Source organism: Anabaenopsis sp. FSS-46, assembly GCF_029891665.1.
GTDB lineage: Bacteria > Cyanobacteriota > Cyanobacteriia > Cyanobacteriales > Nostocaceae > Anabaenopsis > Anabaenopsis arnoldii.
Genome location: NZ_JANQDG010000011.1, coordinates 56,499 through 75,762 on the forward strand (window position 1 = coordinate 56,499; position 19,264 = coordinate 75,762).

Consider the following 19,264-nt stretch of genomic DNA (forward strand, 5'->3'; position numbering starts at 1 on the left):
AATTATGGGTACTCCAGATAATCAGTATTCCTTCGGGTATGATAGCGATAGCGTGGCATCGGCCACGGACAGTGGTTTTGATATCAGTGAGAAAACCATGGCACCCCATCGCCGGATCATGGGGCGGGTGTTGACCATTTTAACTATGGTGTTTGCTGCGACGGTAATTATCCCTCTAATTTGGGTGCTGGTGAGTGTGTTTCAAAAGGGGATTAATTCCCTAATATTTCCAGATATTTTTACTAAGCTCCCCCCGCCTCCTGGTTTATCTGAGGGTGGCTTTGGTCATGCCATTATTGGAACTTTAATGACTCTGGGTATTGGTACATTGATTTCAGTTCCTTTTGGTGTGATTGCGGCTATTTACTTAGCTGAGTTTGGTCGGGGAACTCGGTTGGCCTACTTGGTGAAGTTTTCCTGTAATGTACTCACCGGTGTCCCCGCTATTTTGTGTGGCTTATTCGCCTATGCAATTGTGGTGATGCCATTAGGGTCATTTTCGGCTTTTTCCGGTGGGGTGGCTTTGGCGGTGTTAATGCTGCCTATTATTATTCGGTCTACAGAAGAGGCTTTGTTATTAGTGCCTAATGAGTTGCGTTTGGCTGCAATGGGTATTGGGGCGACAAAATTTGAAACCATTGTCCAGATTGTCTTACCAGCAGCTCTGACTTCAATTATTACTGGTATAGTTTTATCTGTTGCCCGGGCTGCCGGAGAAGCGGCTCCCTTGCTGTTCACCTCTTTTAACAATAATTTCTGGGCCACTAATGTTTGGGAACCTGTGGCAACTTTACCAGTGTTAATTTACTTTTTCTCGATTATTCCCTATAAGGCTTCCCAGAGTTTGGCTTGGGCGGCCGCCTTGATGTTATTGTCAATTGTGCTGTTGTTTAGTATTTTGGCTCGGTACTTGAGTCGGCAGAAGAAGTTATAAGGTCAGGGAATTCAATTCTTTTGGCTGCAAACTCAGCCAATTTCTATACACTTTACATTGAGAATACTATGGAAAAGAAAATTAGTAATAGCAGTCCCGTTGATAGTAGGCGCATTTTTGAGGTCAAGGATTTATCGGTTTACTATGGGGGTGCGATCGCCCTTCAGTATGTGACAATGGATATTCTGGAGGGCAAAATTACCGCTTTAATTGGTCCTTCGGGTTGTGGTAAAAGTACTCTCCTGCGTTGTTTCAATCGGACTAACGCCTTGATTCCGGGTGCTAAGGTGAAGGGATACCTTACTTACCGGGGACAAAATCTCTACGGTGCTACAGTTGACCCGGTGGTAGTCCGCCGCAGGGTGGGTATGGTATTTCAGCAGCCTAATCCTTTCCCGAAGACGATTTATGACAATGTAGCCTATGGTTTGCGGGTGAATGGCATTAAGGGCAATATGGATGAGATTGTTGAAAATTCTCTCCGCCGTGCAGCCCTCTGGGATGAGGTTAAAGACAATCTCCACAAGTTGGGGACTTCTCTTTCAGGGGGACAACAGCAGCGTTTGTGTATTGCTCGCGCTATTGCGGTTCAGCCGGATGTGATTTTGATGGATGAACCTTGCTCGGCTCTTGATCCTATATCGACGATGCGGATTGAGGAGTTAATGCTTGATCTCAAACAGCATTACACTATTGTCATTGTCACCCATAATATGCAGCAGGCTTCTAGGGTGGCAGATTATACTGCTTTCTTTAATGCCGAAGCCCTGGAAGGGGGAAATCGCGTCGGTTATCTGGTAGAGGTAGATACCACGGAGAGAATTTTTTCCAGTCCCCAGGATCAGCGTACTCGCGATTATGTGAGTGGTCGTTTTGGCTAATGAACCACCAGAGAAAGATTCTCTGGGGCAAAAATCCACAATACACTATTATTATGCCTACTAACACTACTACAGTGAATGACACTGAAACTGTTTTACGCACAGAGAATCTGAATGTGTACTACGGTAATTTTTTGGCTTTGCGAAATATTTGGCTGGACATCCCGAAAAATCAGGTGACAGCTTTTATTGGTCCGTCTGGTTGCGGTAAAAGTACATTGCTGCGATGCTATAACCGTCTCAATGATGTCATCGATTCCTTTCGAGCAGAAGGCAAAGTTTATTTTTACGATCACAATTTGTATGCACCCAACATCGACCCTGTACAGGTGCGCCGCCGAATTGGGATGGTATTTCAACGACCAAATCCCTTTCCTAAATCAATTTATGAGAATATTACTTTTGGAGCCAAAATCAATGGCTATCAAGGGAATATGGATGAATTAGTCGAACGCAGTCTCAGACAAGCTGCTTTGTGGGATGAGGTCAAAGATAAACTGCGACAAAGTGGCACATCTTTATCCGGGGGACAACAGCAACGCTTGTGTATCGCTAGAGCGATCGCAGTGCAACCGGAAATCATTCTCATGGATGAACCTTGTTCTGCCTTAGACCCAGTTTCTACATTGCGGGTGGAAGAACTAATTCACCAACTCAAAGAAAAATATACCATTGTCATCGTCACCCATAATATGCAACAGGCAGCACGGGTGTCTGATCAGACAGCTTTTTTCAACGTTCAGGTTGTGGAAGGTGGTCGCAGTGGTTATCTAGTAGAATATAGTTCTACAGAAGCCATCTTCAAGGACCCCCAACAAGAAGATACCCGAAATTATGTCAGTGGCAGGTTTGGTTAAATATAGCAGATTTGGAACAACTGGCCATGTATAGCATGGGTGATATCAAAAAATGTGCAATATCTGACATGATTCACAAGAAAATCCCCGAAAGGCACGGAAGCCAATCGGCTTTAGACAGTGGAGGAAGTGCCAACGGCTTGATTCGCCGTGATAGTTAACCATGAAAGGGATTTTTCCAGTTTTTGTCCGCATTTAGAGTTAAATTATTCAGCAACCTAAGCCGGTAAATATACTTTTTTCTCCCAGACCTGTAGAGACGTGAGGTCTCACGTCTCTAGGTGATTTGTTAGATATGTCTAATCTTAATCTCAATATTGGGTTAATCTAGACATCAGAAGCTAATAATTCATCCAGCTTACCTTGACGTTCTAAAGCGTGAATATCATCACAACCACCAACATGGGAATCATTAATAAAAATTTGTGGTACTGAGCGTCTCCCCTGAGCTCTTACTGACATTTGAGACCGTGCTTCTTCATCTCCATCAATGCAATATTCAGCAAAATCAACACCTTTTTTAGTCAACAAACTCTTAGCACGTATGCAAAATGGGCAGGTGCTCCAAGTGTAAATTTCAACGTTGGCAGCCATAACATCCTCAATTAAATTTAATACTTCTTAATTTTAATACTCCCCCGGCTTCTATCCGGGGGTTTCTTGCAGCCATCACGGCGATTCAAGTCACCGAGTGTCAACAACATATTGAACCAGTTGGGTCAGACGTTGACGCAGGGTTTCTAAACCTAATCGCTGACTGGCAGAAATAAACACAGCCAGGGGAAACTCCTCTCGAGCTAAAGCCAAGGTGGCGCTGTCTGCTTGGTCAATTTTGTTAAAAACAACCAGTGCTAGACCCGGAGTAACTGGCATTTGTGTCAAAATTTCCCTGAGATGGGTAGCGATACAACGAATACCGCTCAGACGCTCTGCACCGTAGCGGGGTAATTCTAAGGGTGGGATTTGCGTTTGACGGGGCGTACCTACCCCTACACGCATGACTTGTCCCCGACGGTTGAGGTGAGCACATACAGGCTGATTGATTTCTGTGCTGATAGCGGCCAGACGCTGGGAAAATTCAGGCGTGGTAATGCGATCGCCAGGGATGCGGTGGTGGTACAGTCGCTGTAGTTGCTTCAGATGACTGGATTTTAGACCTTGAAGATTTCCAAAAATAGTTTCTATAGGCGTTTCTGACCAGTAAATGGCCCCCCAAATCATTACTTATGTCTATTTTACAACGGGCTTTTGCCTCTCGACAGGTGCCCCTGATTATCCCCAACCCAATTTATCTAACCCATCTGGCCGAAAATTGTTCGCGATCGGCAAAAGTTAAATCTTTCTTAAGGTATCAAATTGAGTTAGTCAGTTGATGTACAGGGTAATTTAAAATTATTAAGTAAGTAACGAACTCGACTCCTCGATTTATGTAGTAGAGAGGGGGTAGAAAAATCAAAAAAAACATTCAGACATCCTCTAAGAAAAATACAGATATTGGCTGTTGGTCTGGTCAACTTGATGGTGCAATTTGATATTCTAATTTTTCAAAAGAATGAAATCTCATATCTTGATTAAATTGAGAACAAGAATTTCTAAACAAATTCCTGATTGGAGGCAATTCATTCTAGAAAAACAACAAGTAATAACGGAGTTACATCCTGAAGTTGATACTCTGTTGAGCAGTTATCACCTGTCTATATGGGTAACGCACGAGTACAAACCTGCTTTAGAAGAGTGGAGTTATTCAGAGTTAGCCACTGGGCTGGATCGCGTGTATAGAATAATTCTTCAAGAAGAACGTCCAATCCCTCCCATTGTAATTGAGAAACTATCTTATCTTCCCTTGGTTGAAGAAGTACGAATGGGAGAAGTTGTTGAGTCTTCCTTACCATCTATACAATTATCGCTGCAAAAACCCTTAACCGATTTGCGTTCTCGTAAGTCTATTTATCTACCAGAAGCCCATGAATTGACTGAGGGTGATCCTCGGATTATTGTTGCTATCCTGGATACTGGTGTTTTTCCAGACCATTTAGAGTATCAAGATTCTCTTCTTCCTGGAATGGACTTTGTTAATATTATTGATGGAGAAAGAAAATTTATTGGTGATTATCTTGGTTATGACGAAGATAGTGATGATGACGTAGGTCATGGAACCCATGTAGCGGGTATTATTAGTGCTAAGGGTTATAACCTACCAAAAGGTGTTGTACCACAGTGCAAAATTCTTCCCGTACGAGTATTAGGTACGATGTTACAGGGCAATAAACGAGTAGGGGCTGGTTTAATTGATAATATCAACACTGGAATTAAGTGGGCAATTGATCATGGTGCTGATGTCATTAACATGAGCTTAGGAATCCAACATCAAGGTGGAGGATTACCTCACAAGGAAATGGTCGATTACGCTAAACATAAAGGAGTGACAATGGTAGCTGCATCAGGTAACAGTGGTAAAGAACAGCTTTATTATCCAGGCGAATTGACATTCCAGAGGGAAAAACAAACACAGCTATTTATAATTTCCACAAGCTGAGAAATCAGCGTAATACACCTGAAGAAAGAGCCATGCTCTATAAACGGGTGCTAAATAAAGGCGACGGACAGATCCTTTCAATGATGGTGGTGAATGATGCTTTTCCCGCTCTTTGGCATCAATTAATGACAGAAATTACAGAATATATTCGCAAAGCGGAGGCAAGTAGTTCAATTTCCCGTGCTTCTGTTTTCCAAGCTACTAAAAACTTACAGTTCAATCTTTCTGAACACATGAAGGGTATGGCCCGTATTCAGGTGACAGAAGACTATGCCCATCTCAAGGCGGCTTTGGAACTTCTTAATTCCCCGGAAATGATAGATAACTTTGGTGGACGACGTAAAAGTTGCTGGAGTGTGATTGAACAAGTAGCTAAAGAGGATTTAAGGACAGTTATTTCTACATCAAATATTAGAACATTAGCCGTTGAAGGAAATAAAATTTTTCAGTGGCTAGCTAATTTTGACGAAGGAAAGACTCAAGATCAGGAGTTTCAACAATTATTACAATCTGCTGAAGCTTGGATTATCGCCCAGGCATCCCTAGAGTCTAACAACAATAGTTCCCAAGCACCTCAAAATTCAGCACAACCACAAAAAATGCCTGATTTATTCAACAATAATATGAATTTTCCTAATTTTGAGCAGAAGGGAGATGATTTTGCTGACTGGTAATCATCAATAGGTAGGTGGGCAATAAGTAGGTAGTCGCTGAAAATTGTCGTTATGACAAGGTAAGAGGCAAAAGGTAATAAACTTTTATCTAATATATCTGATCAATAATTTGGTCTACCTACTTATCAACTAAATACCTGGGAAATTTCGACTTTAATTTATCGGTAATAAATCAAATTGTTAGCTTAAAAGTATCGCCAAGGAATTGATGTTTATGCCTACTCCTGAAGAACTCCAAAACCAAGCCAGAGCAACAGCTCGTTCAGAACTGTCTCAAGATGAATCTTTCCGCAATATGGATAAGGAGCAACAATTTGCTCTTTATAAAAATGCCGTGAATAGAATTTATCAGGAACTGCTCCAACAAAATGAGCATCAGTCAGCAAAAAACGAGCCGGTAAAGAGTATGGGTGTATCAATTGATAATCCATCTGTGCAGACCAACTCTAATCAAATGGCTAGGCCAGCTGAATTTGTCACCGCCATGGCAACATCTCGTAACCCTAATAGTAATCCAGATAACATCCAACAAGCGGGGAATAATTTTGCAAATTTGGTTGATAAGGTAGATTTTCCGGGGTTTGTGCGAGATTTATTAGTTGGGGTGTTCGATGCCAATCTAGATGCCAACGAACGACAAATGGAAGCTTATACTAAGCTACTTAAGGAGGCAACAAAAGGGGTAAACGAGTTCGCTAAAGACGTAACTGATATGGATGCGTTGATTAGAATGGTTGAAACCACTGGTTCATATAGTTTAGGTCCTCCAAGTTCTTTTGGAGATATGGGTGAGGGTGAAGCTGGACTCCCAACACTCATTGACAGCACTACTAATAAACCTATTGATATGAATAATAACACCATTCAATCAAAACTTATTGAAGCTAAAATGGCTTTAGCCAAGGAAAAACGTACCATGCTCAGGGAAACAATTTTGATGGGTGTTTCTCGTCTGGTAGTGGAAAAAGGAACAATCCGGGCTGAAGTGGAGTTTCAAATTAATGCTTCTGCCGCAACAAATGACACTAGTAGTGATACCAAAAACGCTGAGACAAATGCTAGTGTTGCTGCCAAAGCAGGGGGTCAGTTTGGGCTTTGGAGAGCGCAGGGTTCCACTAGTCTCTCCCGCAAAAGCTCACAAGTTAGTATTGCCACTTCTAATGCTACATCTAACACTGATGTAAGTGCAAAACTCAAGGGCTTAGTGGAAATTCAATTTAAGTCAGATTACTTTAAACTGGATAACTTTAGCCAGATTTTTGACTTAGGTCGGGGACAAGTTCCTCAAGGAGCAAATCCTCAACAAAACCAAGCTCCAACACCAGCATCTTAATCAATCTTAATCAACAGGTTAATGTCAGTATTTGAAGAGTTAATATGGCGTTAGCAATTCTCCAATTTTTAGATAGTGACCTCAGTAAATTTCAATTTCAGGTGGAACTGGGGTCAAATAGATTTTATCAGTATCGCATTGGAGAAGGCAAAATTTCTCAGATTAATGGTCTAAAACTCCTAGACCAGCCAAGTTATATTTCTCCTCTCATTGGTCCGATTAGTCAACACCCATTAGGGCGAACTAGGCTAGAAATTCCCAGTCATCTATTTAGTTTCCAACAAAGAGCTATTCAAATTTTCAGTTTTCGGGAAGCTAACGGTGTTGGACCGGCTATTTCTGATGTTGTTACCTTGCCCAGTATGGCTTTAAGTCACATTAACAAATATAATTCCATCAATAATTATGACAAGGCTGATAATTTTACCCCTGTTTCTCTCAGTATGGAGGTATCTATGAAACCTTCCCCTATAGAAAATGTAGCTTTTAGTTATCGAGAAGTGACTCCTATCAGTTCAGCCATGACAGCAGGGAGTGTAATGGATAAAGTTAAAGCTATTACCAAACAAGGTGTTAATATTGCTGGGAAAAAGGCTCTAGACTCAGTTACATCGGCGGTTACTAATAAACTAAGTGGAAATTTAGGGGTTTTACTACCACAGGTGGCGGGTATCATTGGGGCTATTTTACCGAAATTAAGCCAAGAAAACTTCAAAAATCTGCAAACAGGACAGGCAATTAACCGGGAAGAAGTGGCTCGGTTGTTAAAAAGTTTATTAGAGCATATTGGCACAACTCCCCAAAGTTCGCCAAATCCACCAATGAGTCAAAGTTTAGGATATGAACCCTTAAGAACTGCTGCGGTGCGTCAACTGTCCTACCCAAATACCCCTTTGGCGAGTCGTTTTATGGCTGCTCCTGGGTTGATGAGTCGCCAAAATAGTAGTTCTTTGGCGGCGAGAAATCCTTATACAGCAGCTAGTGTGAATGGTCAATCCTCTGATCAGATGAACTTAATGGCGACAAGTGAGGTTTTAGCGGCTGTGTTACCTGCTTTGCTCAAAATTACGCCCGACTTGTTGCAAATGTTAGGAACTGGTTTAATGCCGACGTTTCGCACCCTTTTCCAGCCTCAAAGGTTGATGGCGGGACATATGAGTACGGCTTTGGGGATGGAGGGGCAAAATCGGGAAGATGAGGCGGTAATAATGGCCTTAGGTTTGGCATTAGCGGCTTCAGCAACAGCAGATTTAGCTTATGAACGTCTGGATGTGGTGGAGTTGGGGTTTAGTGGTGTGACTCCGCTGCGGATAAATGGACGGGAAAGGCTAGTTTATCACCGCGATCAGGAGATTGCTTTGCCTTTAACTATTAAAACACCAAAACCGATTTCTCAGGGCAGATTGCAGTTATTAGTCAAGCATCCAAAAACTTTGGAGATTTTGATTGAGGAGAACTATCGGGTTGAGGATGTTAATTCTGGAGTATTGGCGGTAATTCCCAAGATTACCAGGGAAAAGTTACAACCTCTCCCGGTGAATGAGGAGTATTTAATTTGTGTGACCTTGGTTTGGAAGGGACGAAACCCAAAGACTCAGCAAGAGAAGCGGTTGGGGACGAGTGCGATGCAGTTGGTGACGCTGATGGGGGGTTATTGGTTTGACCGCCTGGAGGCGACGGGGGAAGCGATTCCCTTAAATGATGTGCAGCGGTTTCGTAATTTTTGGCACAAGATTTGGGAAGGTGAGTTTGAGAGTGTTGTCCGGCAGATTACTTTAGATTGTAAGTATTATTACGCTCTGGAAACGGAGCGCTCTCATCCTGCGAGAATGGAAACTGTGATGCAGTTTGATAAGACGCGGGCGGTGAGGATTTCCGGGCGATTAAAGTCGGGTTTAATTATGGATTTGTATAGTCTTAATGCTTTGATTCCCCAAGTTTCGGCGCATCCTGCTTTGAGTCAGTCGGAGTTGGAGGCGTTGATGACGACGGAGTTTAAGGAGGGGTTTAGCAATGTGGCACGAAATGAGGTGGTGTTTGAGGGGAGAAAGGGGGATGAGGTGGCGTTATGGGTTTATCCTGAAATTAAGTTACAAAAGGTAGTTTTGAAGGAGGTTGCTAGGACGAATGGTAATGGTTTGGTGCAGGAAGTGAAGGAGCATTTTGTGTTCTTTCCAATGTTTGCGATCGTTCATTTTATTGGGGTGGGTAATTAGAAAATAATTTTTAGTTCCAGAGTCATAAATTTATTATTCATCATGGATTCAGCTTTAATTTTATTACAAACAGGAGGGAAAATAATGCCTTATACACATGTTCAATATACACATATTCGATTTATTGCCTATTGTATATATACTGCTCCAGATAAAAGTGGAAATAAAAAGATTTATAAAGGCATACCACCACAAAAACACAGAAAAAAAGAGGATATAGATGCGAGGATCAATGAAAAAGAGGATATAGATGCGAGGATCAATTTAGTGGGAAAAGCAATTGAGAAGGCAGAAAAAACTCTTGGGGCAGAAGAAAAAACTCTTAATATTTTTATGATGCCTGAATTCTTTTTTCGTGGCAGTACAGGTGCTTATGAGATGAATGATGTTCAATATATTATTTCAGAATTACACAAATTAGTTCACGAAGAAAAATGGAAAGATTGGCTCTTTGTGTTCGGAACTATTGTGGGAAAATCTTATAAAACTGAGTATACGAAAGATAAAGTTGAAATCGTTCCAGAAGCAAATTTAGAAGTTTACAACTTCACCTTAGTTCAAAAAGGATATTTTATTTTAGGAGACGAAAAAGATCCACAAAAAATAAAAGGAGACGAAAAAGATCCACAAAAAATAACAGCTTCAGAGAAAGCTCATGTAGTCATAAAAGAATTCATGTCTGGTATCGATTTTATTGAAAAAGCAAATATATCTAATGATAATCTTTCATTGGATCGAGTTATTCATATGGATAGAACAAATCTATTAAGGCCAACCACTGAAAAACAAGCAATATCATATGATGGTTCATCAATTTTTACCATAGATGGAATTAAGTTTGGTTTGGAAGTTTGCCTTGATCACAGCCAAAAACGTTTAGCAAACTCAAGAGAGGCAATTGACAATCAAAGTGGAATAGTAGATATTCAGTTAATACCATCCTGTGGCATGACGATAATGCAAGATGCCATTGTTGTTCGTAATGGTGGTTATATTTTTAATTGTGATGGACTTGGTGATAATAAAATTAATTTTCACAGCACTTTGTTTAAAAAGTGTGATTCAAATGGAAAACCTTATTCATCAATTAATGCCTTACAAAAAGAAGAATTGCAATTTGAAGGAAAATTTAAAGGAATAATAGAAGAAATATACGCACGCGGTGCAGGAGAATTACATATTTATCCTCGACAAGAACTTCCTCAAAAATATTCTGAAGCAAAGGGTGCATCATTAAGTTTATTTTCTTATTCTCCTTCACATCTAACTACTGCCTTGTCTAATGAACCAATTCTAATTAATCGCATGAAGGTAATTTTTGATAGATCAGTTTCGGTTTATCCAGTTAGTCTTCAATCTAAGATTACATCTACTCAATTGGGAAATTTTTATTTCAGTTACGGGCAAGGGTGGAAAAAAAAATTCAAAATTGGTGATCAAGAGATGGGATGGCAACCAAAGATTAATTGTCAATTAATACGATATGCTACAGCAGAGGAGAAAGAACAACTAGATCGTTCTAATGGGGAATACAAAGAAGTATCTCATCATGGTCATGCTAGAAGTGCTGTATGGTTTTTTGATCCCACAGAAAAATACGAGCCAGATTTTGCAAAAGACAGACCATGCATTTTTACGATTGAGTTTAAAGTAGATGACATACCAGCAAGGTTTATATCTTCTGAAGATCCTAACTTTGAAGGAGAGGCAATGCATCCTGACCAAGTTATTGTCAAGAATAATGAAATAGGTGCATACGGGATAGGACGAAATTTAATAGATAACTTCAGAATAAATATAGAATATAATCAATCTTTAAAGGAAAAAGGTGTGACAAAAAAAAGTCGTAACAGTCGTAAAAAACGATGAGAATACCCTCACATTTTTTTAGTTTACCCTCTAACTAAACAAACCTCATGACTCCCAACCTTGACCTCTTCCCCAACCCCCCTGAACCCGATGATGACACCCCCCTTAACCCCTTCGCTGAACTCATCCAACAACTCACGGACTACGAACCCCAAACCCACGATCGCGCAACCGGACTCACCATGACTCTTGAACAAATCACCATCCAAATGCCCATCGAAATGCGGATAGAGACCCCAGAAAACGGCAAAGTCACCGTCAAAACTTCCGCCCCTACCCAAAACATTGAAACAACCATCATGCCAGTATTCCATCAACTACAGCTAAGGGTGGTAACAAAGGATGGCTAACCCCGCTAACAGTTCCTGGAACTTAGAAAGCTTCCTCGACTCCCTGATCTACGAACTGGATAAAGCACAAGATACCTTATCTGTCAAGGGATTAAACCGAAAACTTACCTATACAGTTAAAGATGTCACCCTAGACTTGCAAATCTTCCCCGAATTTGATGGGGATACAGTGCGCTTCGTCACCGCCAAACCAGGGGAAACGGGTTCATCTAAACTTACCTTTCAACTAGGTTCGATTCGAGATCACCAAATTCAAGAAGTCACCCGTAAACCCCCAAAACAAGGGGAAATCACCATTGATGATATAGATATCCCCGAAACGGAACGGAAGGAACTGAGAAAACTGGGTATTCAATCCACGGAGGACTTAAAACGAACTGTAGAAGAAAAGAAAGTTGATATTACCAAAGCCACGGATAACAAGGTTAATTACCAAGACTTAGCTAGTCTGATCAACAAAGCCAAACGCCAACAAATTCCCCCCACTGTTAATAAAGCCCAAGTTTCCCAAGCTCAAGGACAAACTATTCTCACTCTTCAAGGGGATAACCTGGCTGTTGCTCAGTCTCTTGATAACTTTCCCGTGGCTGTTATTAACAACCAACCTGTGAAAATTATTGCAGCCAATGAGAAAGAAGTCAAAATCGAACTTGATAAAAACCAACTGCAAAGGGAAGGAAATCAACTCAAAATTGCCCTTGACCCTTACGCCGTTGTTACCATGAATTTGCAATCTTAAAGGATTTGTTTAAACTCACTTAAACTTAAAGCTATTGGAGGATGTCTGAAAAGTTATGATTAGTGTATCAACTATTGTTTTACCCCACCCTAACCCTCCCCTTGTAAGGGGAGGGAACTTGATTTTATTGTTTTTTGTGTGTTCGGTGAATCCTTCGGTGTTCCCTGTTCCCTGTTCCCTAAGCTAAAAATTAGCTGTCGAAAACTTATCAAACAACCTGTTAACCTACTTTATTTAACCTGTTTAGTTAATATTACCAATGCTATTTATTATGTACCAAAATCGCAACCGTTTACTAGAACTTGAGCAACAACTTCTCAAGTCCCAAAAAGCCGCAGAGCAAGAAAATCAAAATAAACAACCTCAGTTAAATGAGTATAATCACCATCACCATTTGTCAACCACAAGGAATTATACTCAATTGGTTCCTGTAAAATCTGCTCCCCACCTCTCCTATAGCCAACTTGCTGACAAATTACAAAAAAATCGCCCTGTTACCTTTTCTTTACCGATTTCATCGCCTCTAAATTTAGCGAATTTTCAGGATCAATGGAGTGTTTCAGAGGTTTCACCTGTAAATTATCTAACTTCAAACCATGTAGATCCCCTATCCCTATTAGACGAACTGAATCCTGAACTCGAACTTCCAATTACCAGTTCAGTTGAAGAAGCGATCGCTCCTGTTGCTCCTCCAGCAATTCAGCCAAAATCCGATTCATCCTCCGGGAATGATCAAAATATGAGTTATTCCCAACTTGCTCAACAACTACAAGCAGCTAGATTACCAGCACAAGCAACCCCACTATTTCCAGACAGGGAAGAAAATTACCCAACATCTGACTCCATGACCTTGGAAGCACCAGAAGTCACAGCGATAATTCCCTTTATTCCTAGGGAAGTTGCTCCTGATGGAAATAGGGCGATCGCTCTTTAGCGCAGTTCACACAAATACTGTTTTAATCTGCTGTATTAACTAATCACCAATATTTTTATTTATTTTCCCACAAGTAAAGCCAAGAGGCTGATTTAATTTTTTTGTTTGATAGTTTTGTCCTCTGATTCACAGGTAATTTCTTATGTCTAACTCTCAAAACCGACTCCACGATTTAGAGCAAAGATTATATGGTCGTCTTGATGAAAAATTATCCTTACAACAGGGGACTCAGCAACAGTCACAAGAAAATTCTGTGATTCACAGAGTGACATTTGACCATAATGAACCGATTATTTTGGAGTATGAGACACCGATAACCGGAAACACTACAACCAAGTTTACCCCCTCGGTTGCGCCCAGGGTGGAGGTATTACCCCAGGAGGTTAAACCTGAACCCCCATTACTTCCCATGAAAGCTGAGGTGGTGACTGTGGAATCTAAACCAAGTTCTCCCCAAGTTCCGGCTTCTCCTCAGTCAGAAGTAGCTATTGCTAAGGCTGAAACCAAAGAGTCTGCTATTAAGCCAAATAGTGAGACTAAGGAATTTTTAGCGGATTTACAGGCAATTATGAATGGGGAGAAAACCTATGATAGTAATTCTAAACAGGTAATTGACAAATCCCCCACTACTGCTCAAGCGGAACAGCTATCTATTCCCCAATCTACACCTCCCGTAGAAGCTCCGAAAGTTGCATCGTCGGCTCATGATGTATTTGAGCGCATGGCGCAGGGAATTCCACCTGTTTCTCCCGCACCTGTTCCTACTTATTCTTATGGTCATAGTGTGTTTGATCGGATGGAGCAAAGTAGGGCGTTGGCGAATGCTTTTGAGGTGGAAGCGGTTTCCTTGGATGAGCAGTTTGATGAGTTCGATAGATTGCTGAATGAAGAAAATATGCAATCTCAAATGCTTGGAAGACCCGCAAAAAACTTTAAAGATGAACTAAAGAGTAAATCCGCAGAGTTACAAGTTAAATCAATTGTAGAACGATATTCACGTAAATTAACCGACAACAAAGATAAACCCCAACCAAATGGTCGAGGATGGGATGGACTCAAGGCTGACTACGGTGGTACCACAATGGAATTTATAGCTCAATATCGAAAGGATTTAGTTGATGAAAAATTAAGAAAAGCAATTGAAGAAACTGGACAAAAAGGATTAGTTGATTTTGGTGACACAGGTAGCTCAACACCCACATCAGATTATGATGTTCAGCTTTATGACACAGGTACACTGAGAGGGAATCCAGGTGTAGTTATCAAGAAATTCTATGAGGATTTTAGGAATGAATTTGGCATGGAGTCAGGCACATTGTTTGACACGAATATTTATGATCCGTCCTACCGAATGCCACGTCCAATGGTGCCAGAATTTGAACTAATAGCTAAAGTCGAAGAAGAAGTAGATAACAGTGAGGAAAACAAACTTATACAAGATGCCGGTGCTTTTGCTAAAATTCGCAAATTTATGGCTGCTGAGGAATGGAAAAACTATAAAGATGAACTTTTAAATGAATTAAAAGGTTATCCTGAAACAGAAAAAGCCTTAACAACAGCCGAACTATTCTACGCAGAGTATGAGAAACAGCTAAGGGAACAGAAGGAAGAATTATCTGAATTATCTAAACAAGAATTATCGAAAGAGTTAGATGCAGATAGAGAATTGCGTGCTAAAAATGAGCTTTATGTGTTTCATCTTCAAGTAGTTCAGCAAAGACGAAAAGAACAACTGGAATATTTAGAGAAATATAGCTCTGCAAATACAGAAGAAGAAAAAAATCAGGCATGGAAAGAACTTGTATATGCGACTAAGGAACTGAAAAAATCTATGGTTATCGCTACCCTTTGGGCGCATGAGGCTTACCACAGCGAAGGCCCAATGGCGGACGTGGTTGGCATTGAGCAAGGCGCATTTAAAAAACCTTTAGAGAAAGAGAAAGAAATTATACCTCGAAAAGCTCAAAAGTTTTTCTATGGTGATAGAATCAATACAGGAGATCCGAAGTATATAAAAGAAGATCCGAAGTATATAAAAGCTAATATCAATCGAGAAGATTTATCAAAATGGTTGAGACTCTGGTCTGTAAATGAGAATTTTGGTGATGCCCTCAAAGATATAAAGCATTACGGTAGTTCACCAACTAATGCTTTTGAGACAACAGCTATCCAAACTTCTAAATACATAAATAGATTATTGACCATAGCAGAAACCTTATTCAAGGATGGACTACCAGAAAAATATAAGAATTTGAAGGATGTGAATGAAAAGCTTTATGATGTGCGAAAAGAACCTATCGCAACAGCGTTAAAAAAATTCGATCAGGAAAATGAAAATCCCTTGACTCAACTTAAAAAAGTATTAGAAATAAACGAAGATTTAAAGCCAGATGAAAAAATTCAAGCTTACAAGCAATATTTAACACAGCTAAATCTGTATACCAATCAAGAAGTACGAAAAAATATCAACTAGGATAGTTTGTTACAATCATCTGCAACAGAACCCCAAGAACTCATCAAGTCAAACAAGCCCGGCTAAGAAAATCCTAATAATGACTTCCAATTCTTCAGTCACCCGATAAAGGTTGATTCCTTCACTGATTAATTTTAATTGACGATTTAAAACCCCAAATTGCCAAACATTACCCGTAGTCACAGCCCCTAAAATTTCAGCCTGTGAGGAATCCATCCATTGATCTAGAGCAATCATTTCCGTGGCTAATTGGGTAAATCCTCGATTAATATCCGCTTGTTTTGCTTCAATGACAATTAAATTATTGGTAGAACGCAATAAGTAATCTAATTTACCTTGCAATCGGTTATCAACTTGAATCAAGTATTCTATTCTTAACTTAGCATGGGAATAATGGATTAAGTCTGAAATAATGGGTGCAATTAGCATTTCCCTCCGGGTAGCTTCATTCTCTAAATCTACATAGGGTAGTATTTCTTCAATCCGTTGCTTTAAATCAACAATGCGGTCTAAATCACCAGAATATTGTGGTAAAGTGAGGAATTTTCGCTCAAAGGAGTAACCAAATTCAGCAACTAAATCATCTGCTGTAAATCCTAACTCAAAATAATTGCTGAAAGTATAAGAACGATTCGGATCAAGTAATGGCTGACGAGTCATCGTTGTTCTCCATTGTTTTATTCCGTAACTGCTACCAAAGCAAAAAGCCTCCTTGTTCTCCCTTTAACTATGATACACAACCCAACCCTTACCCACATTCCCCTCGAACAAAACCAACCCCTCTCCCAATCCCTCCTGTGGGAACTTCAACGCAACTTCTTCGCCCAACAAGGCATCAACGCCTGGAATCACAACACCGTCCCCCACTACATTACCAGCAATCCCTACATCGCTAACGCCTACGCCAAAGTCACCTTGGGTTTCCTCCGAGATTGGCAACCCAGCCTAGACCCCACCCACCCCATCTACATCCTCGAACTTGGTGCGGGTTCCGGTCGCTTCGCCTACCATTTCCTGAAAAAATTTTGGGCATTCTTCCCCCATACCTCCCTTAACTACCTCACTGTTAAATACATCCTCAGTGACTTCTCCCCCAGTAACCTCCATTACTGGCATCATCACCCCTTCCTACAAACCTACTTCCAACAAGGCAAACTCGACATCGCCCAATTTGATGCCCAAAACTCTCAAAGCCTCCACCTGCAACACGCCAACCAAACCCACACTACCCTGAAAAATCCCCTGATTGTCCTGGCCAACTACTTCTTTGACTGCTTACCTCAAGATGCCTTCACCTTAAAACAGAACCAACTCTACGCCAGCCTTGTCAACCTTACTTTACCTAACCATCGCACCCCCAACCTCGAAGATCCAGACCTCGTTCATCACCTACAAATTACCTATAGCGATCGCCCTATCACCCCCAATTACTACGGGAACCCCGCTTATAACCAACTCCTGCATCACTACCAACAACACCTCAATAACACCACCGTGCTTTTACCCATCGTCGGGCTGAAATGTCTGGATAACCTCCGCCAACTCAGCCAAAACCGTTTACTCCTGATCTCCGGTGACAAAGGTTACAGCAAATTAGAAGACTTGGGCGATCGACCCAAACCCCACATGGCTTTTCACGGTAGTTGCTTCTCCCTCATGGTGAATTATCATGCGATCGGGCAATATGTAATTAATCAAGGGGGTCAAGCCTTGGACACACCCCATCGCCACGCCAGCCTTAATATCTCTGCCTTTATGTTTGGTCATCCCCCCACTGAATACGCCGAAACTCGCCATGGTTACAGTGATGCGATCATTAACAATAGCCCTGATGATTTCTTTCACCTCAAAAAAGCAATGGAATCTCAATGGGATAGCTTCGCTGCTGCGTGGGGCGCAGATCGTCTCACCCTACAACAATTGATTGCCTACCTACGCTTGAGTGGTTGGGATGCTAACATCTTCCTCAATTGCCTATCCTCCTTGAATAAACTTATCGAAACCACAAATCAAACCCAACGTCAGGAACTTATTCAAATTATTGAAAATATCTGGGACACCTACTACCCCATCGGTGAAACCCAAGACCTCCCCTTTCAATTAGGGAAACTACTACTCAAACTGCAAGACTATTCCCAAGCTTCCTATTACTTCCAACAGTCCCTCAAACTTCACGGACTCCAAGCCAAAACCCTCCAGCACTTAGGACAATGCTACCGTCATCTTAACCAGCACGATGCTGCAATGTACTGTTTGGATCAAAGTCTAAATTTACCTTGACGAGTTAAGTATTAATAAAGTCCTTGTTTGGAATTAATGCCAAACTGCAATTGTAAAATTAGATAACGAAAAAATACTTTTTATCATCACATCAGAAATACTATACTTAGTTTATTATTAAACTAACCAACATAACGATGTTGCCATCAAAACGGGGGAAAGGTAACCTATTTTCCCTAGAGCAAGAAATCCAATCTCAAAAACCGTCTCAACCGGAATTTACCTCATCGGGTAGATCATTAGATTTTCAACAATCACAGACCTTTGAGAGTATTAACACTCTTGGGATGGCTAAACGACCTAAAAATTCGCTTTTTTCGTTAGAACAGACTATTGCAAATCAAATAAACTCCTCTTCAAACCAAAAAGCGATTTCTCATCAAGTTGAAACTTTTGCCTTCGATGATGGTGTGGCAATTGAATTACAGTATGACTTTGAGGCTTTGACTAATTCTATACCAGTAGATGATTCCTTAGATAATTCCTTGACTTTTGCGCTGGAAAATAAGGATCAAGTTTACAGCATTGCAGCTTTTGAGGTTAGTGATGATGGTGATGATGGGGAATTCAATCAGGTTGAAGCTTTTGAAATTACTCAATCTGAGTATCAGAAAGTTAAAACAATTTCTCCCTTAGAAGAGGAGAAAAAATACAAGGAACAACCAGCTAATAGTATTAACGCTAATCTTATAGCCGTTACCACAGAAAATATATCTGCAATCCCTATTGATGCCAAGATTGAACCATCAACAGAAAATCATACTTCAATCGAGTCTGTTCCACCCTTATCAACAGTTAACCAAGAAAACAAAGATGATGCCGATACCTTAGCTTTGGCTGCTGATATTGAACCTATTTGGCGAGGAGATAAAGCCTATGAACCTAATAATATACAATCATCTCAAGCTTTTACCCAGTCCCGAACCCAAACCTTATCCGCACCTCAACCTCAAGATATTTTTGAGCAAATGGGGCGGGATTTATCCCACGCGACAGCCTTTGATGTGGGAACAGTTTCTCTAGAAGCAACCTTTGATGAATTTGATAAATTGCTGGATCAAGAGAATGATTAAGAATGCTCTTTATAGCTGAATAATTCTCTAATAAATTTTGTCTAACCCCATTTTATCTAATAGATTATATCTTGTATGAAACTCTGTATTTTCTCACCAAAAAGCACCAGAATTT

At 40.7% G+C, this 19,264-nt stretch carries 18 protein-coding genes; 15 read left to right on the forward strand and 3 right to left on the reverse strand.

What is annotated here, in order from left to right; genetic code table 11:
- Positions 1-4: 4 nt before the first annotated feature.
- The 4 genes from pstA to NWP21_RS01240 all read left to right on the forward strand — a co-directional run bounded on the left by pstA (position 5) and on the right by NWP21_RS01240 (position 2,833).
- Positions 5-934: a phosphate ABC transporter permease PstA gene (pstA, locus tag NWP21_RS01225; protein WP_280791303.1), complete on the forward strand. Its 930-nt coding sequence runs from the start codon at positions 5-7 to the stop codon at positions 932-934.
- A gap of 68 nt (positions 935-1,002) precedes the next feature.
- On the forward strand, positions 1,003-1,815 hold the full coding sequence (gene pstB / locus NWP21_RS01230) for a phosphate ABC transporter ATP-binding protein PstB (RefSeq protein ID WP_271734124.1): 813 nt from the start codon (positions 1,003-1,005) through the stop codon (positions 1,813-1,815).
- Positions 1,816-1,868: 53 nt separating this feature from the next.
- Positions 1,869-2,672: a phosphate ABC transporter ATP-binding protein PstB gene (gene pstB / locus NWP21_RS01235; RefSeq protein WP_280791304.1), complete on the forward strand. Its 804-nt coding sequence runs from the start codon at positions 1,869-1,871 to the stop codon at positions 2,670-2,672.
- A gap of 35 nt (positions 2,673-2,707) precedes the next feature.
- Positions 2,708-2,833 carry a hypothetical protein gene (locus tag NWP21_RS01240; RefSeq protein ID WP_280791305.1) on the forward strand — a complete coding sequence of 42 codons (126 nt, stop codon included), beginning with the start codon at positions 2,708-2,710 and terminating at the stop codon, positions 2,831-2,833.
- 166 nt (positions 2,834-2,999) lie between these two features.
- Here NWP21_RS01240 and grxC read toward each other — a convergent pair whose 3' ends face one another.
- Complete coding sequence (grxC, locus tag NWP21_RS01245) at positions 3,000-3,266, reverse strand: glutaredoxin 3 (protein ID WP_280791306.1); 267 nt, start codon at positions 3,264-3,266, stop codon at positions 3,000-3,002.
- A gap of 90 nt (positions 3,267-3,356) precedes the next feature.
- A complete protein-coding gene (locus NWP21_RS19060) occupies positions 3,357-3,893 on the reverse strand; it encodes a hypothetical protein (RefSeq protein WP_348519743.1) in 537 nt (178 codons plus the stop codon).
- A 331-nt stretch (positions 3,894-4,224) separates the two neighbouring features.
- Between NWP21_RS19060 and NWP21_RS01255 the strand changes: the two genes are divergently transcribed.
- The 9 genes from NWP21_RS01255 (at position 4,225) to NWP21_RS01295 (ending at position 15,796) form a co-directional block, all read left to right on the forward strand.
- On the forward strand, positions 4,225-5,208 hold the full coding sequence (locus NWP21_RS01255) for a S8 family serine peptidase (protein WP_280791307.1): 984 nt from the start codon (positions 4,225-4,227) through the stop codon (positions 5,206-5,208).
- A 32-nt stretch (positions 5,209-5,240) separates the two neighbouring features.
- Positions 5,241-5,882, forward strand: a complete 642-nt coding sequence (locus tag NWP21_RS01260; RefSeq protein ID WP_280791308.1) for a hypothetical protein — start codon at positions 5,241-5,243, stop codon at positions 5,880-5,882.
- 214 nt (positions 5,883-6,096) lie between these two features.
- A complete protein-coding gene (locus tag NWP21_RS01265; RefSeq protein WP_280791309.1) occupies positions 6,097-7,215 on the forward strand; it encodes a hypothetical protein in 1,119 nt (372 codons plus the stop codon).
- 44 nt (positions 7,216-7,259) lie between these two features.
- Entirely contained in the window at positions 7,260-9,431 is a 2,172-nt protein-coding gene (locus NWP21_RS01270; RefSeq protein ID WP_280791310.1) for a hypothetical protein, read from the forward strand.
- Positions 9,432-9,473: 42 nt separating this feature from the next.
- Positions 9,474-11,300: a hypothetical protein gene (locus NWP21_RS01275; RefSeq protein WP_280791311.1), complete on the forward strand. Its 1,827-nt coding sequence runs from the start codon at positions 9,474-9,476 to the stop codon at positions 11,298-11,300.
- Between the two features lie 47 nt (positions 11,301-11,347).
- The gene (locus NWP21_RS01280) at positions 11,348-11,650 is read left to right on the forward strand and encodes a hypothetical protein (RefSeq protein WP_280791312.1); all 303 of its coding nucleotides are present in this window, start codon (positions 11,348-11,350) and stop codon (positions 11,648-11,650) included.
- On the forward strand, positions 11,643-12,389 hold the full coding sequence (locus NWP21_RS01285) for a hypothetical protein (RefSeq protein WP_280791313.1): 747 nt from the start codon (positions 11,643-11,645) through the stop codon (positions 12,387-12,389). Before NWP21_RS01280 ends, NWP21_RS01285 begins: the two co-directional genes overlap by 8 nt.
- Positions 12,390-12,648: 259 nt before the next feature.
- A complete protein-coding gene (locus NWP21_RS01290; protein ID WP_280791314.1) occupies positions 12,649-13,323 on the forward strand; it encodes a hypothetical protein in 675 nt (224 codons plus the stop codon).
- 142 nt (positions 13,324-13,465) lie between these two features.
- Positions 13,466-15,796: a hypothetical protein gene (locus tag NWP21_RS01295; protein ID WP_280791315.1), complete on the forward strand. Its 2,331-nt coding sequence runs from the start codon at positions 13,466-13,468 to the stop codon at positions 15,794-15,796.
- Between the two features lie 48 nt (positions 15,797-15,844).
- Here NWP21_RS01295 and NWP21_RS01300 read toward each other — a convergent pair whose 3' ends face one another.
- Positions 15,845-16,456 carry a hypothetical protein gene (locus NWP21_RS01300; RefSeq protein WP_280791316.1) on the reverse strand — a complete coding sequence of 204 codons (612 nt, stop codon included), beginning with the start codon at positions 16,454-16,456 and terminating at the stop codon, positions 15,845-15,847.
- A 69-nt stretch (positions 16,457-16,525) separates the two neighbouring features.
- Here NWP21_RS01300 and NWP21_RS01305 point away from each other — a divergent pair, with 69 nt between their 5' ends.
- Together NWP21_RS01305 and NWP21_RS01310 are read left to right on the forward strand one after the other, a co-directional pair.
- Positions 16,526-18,076: a tetratricopeptide repeat protein gene (locus NWP21_RS01305; RefSeq protein WP_280791317.1), complete on the forward strand. Its 1,551-nt coding sequence runs from the start codon at positions 16,526-16,528 to the stop codon at positions 18,074-18,076.
- Between the two features lie 137 nt (positions 18,077-18,213).
- The gene (locus NWP21_RS01310; RefSeq protein WP_280791318.1) at positions 18,214-19,149 is read left to right on the forward strand and encodes a hypothetical protein; all 936 of its coding nucleotides are present in this window, start codon (positions 18,214-18,216) and stop codon (positions 19,147-19,149) included.
- The last annotated feature ends 115 nt before the right edge of the window (positions 19,150-19,264 follow it).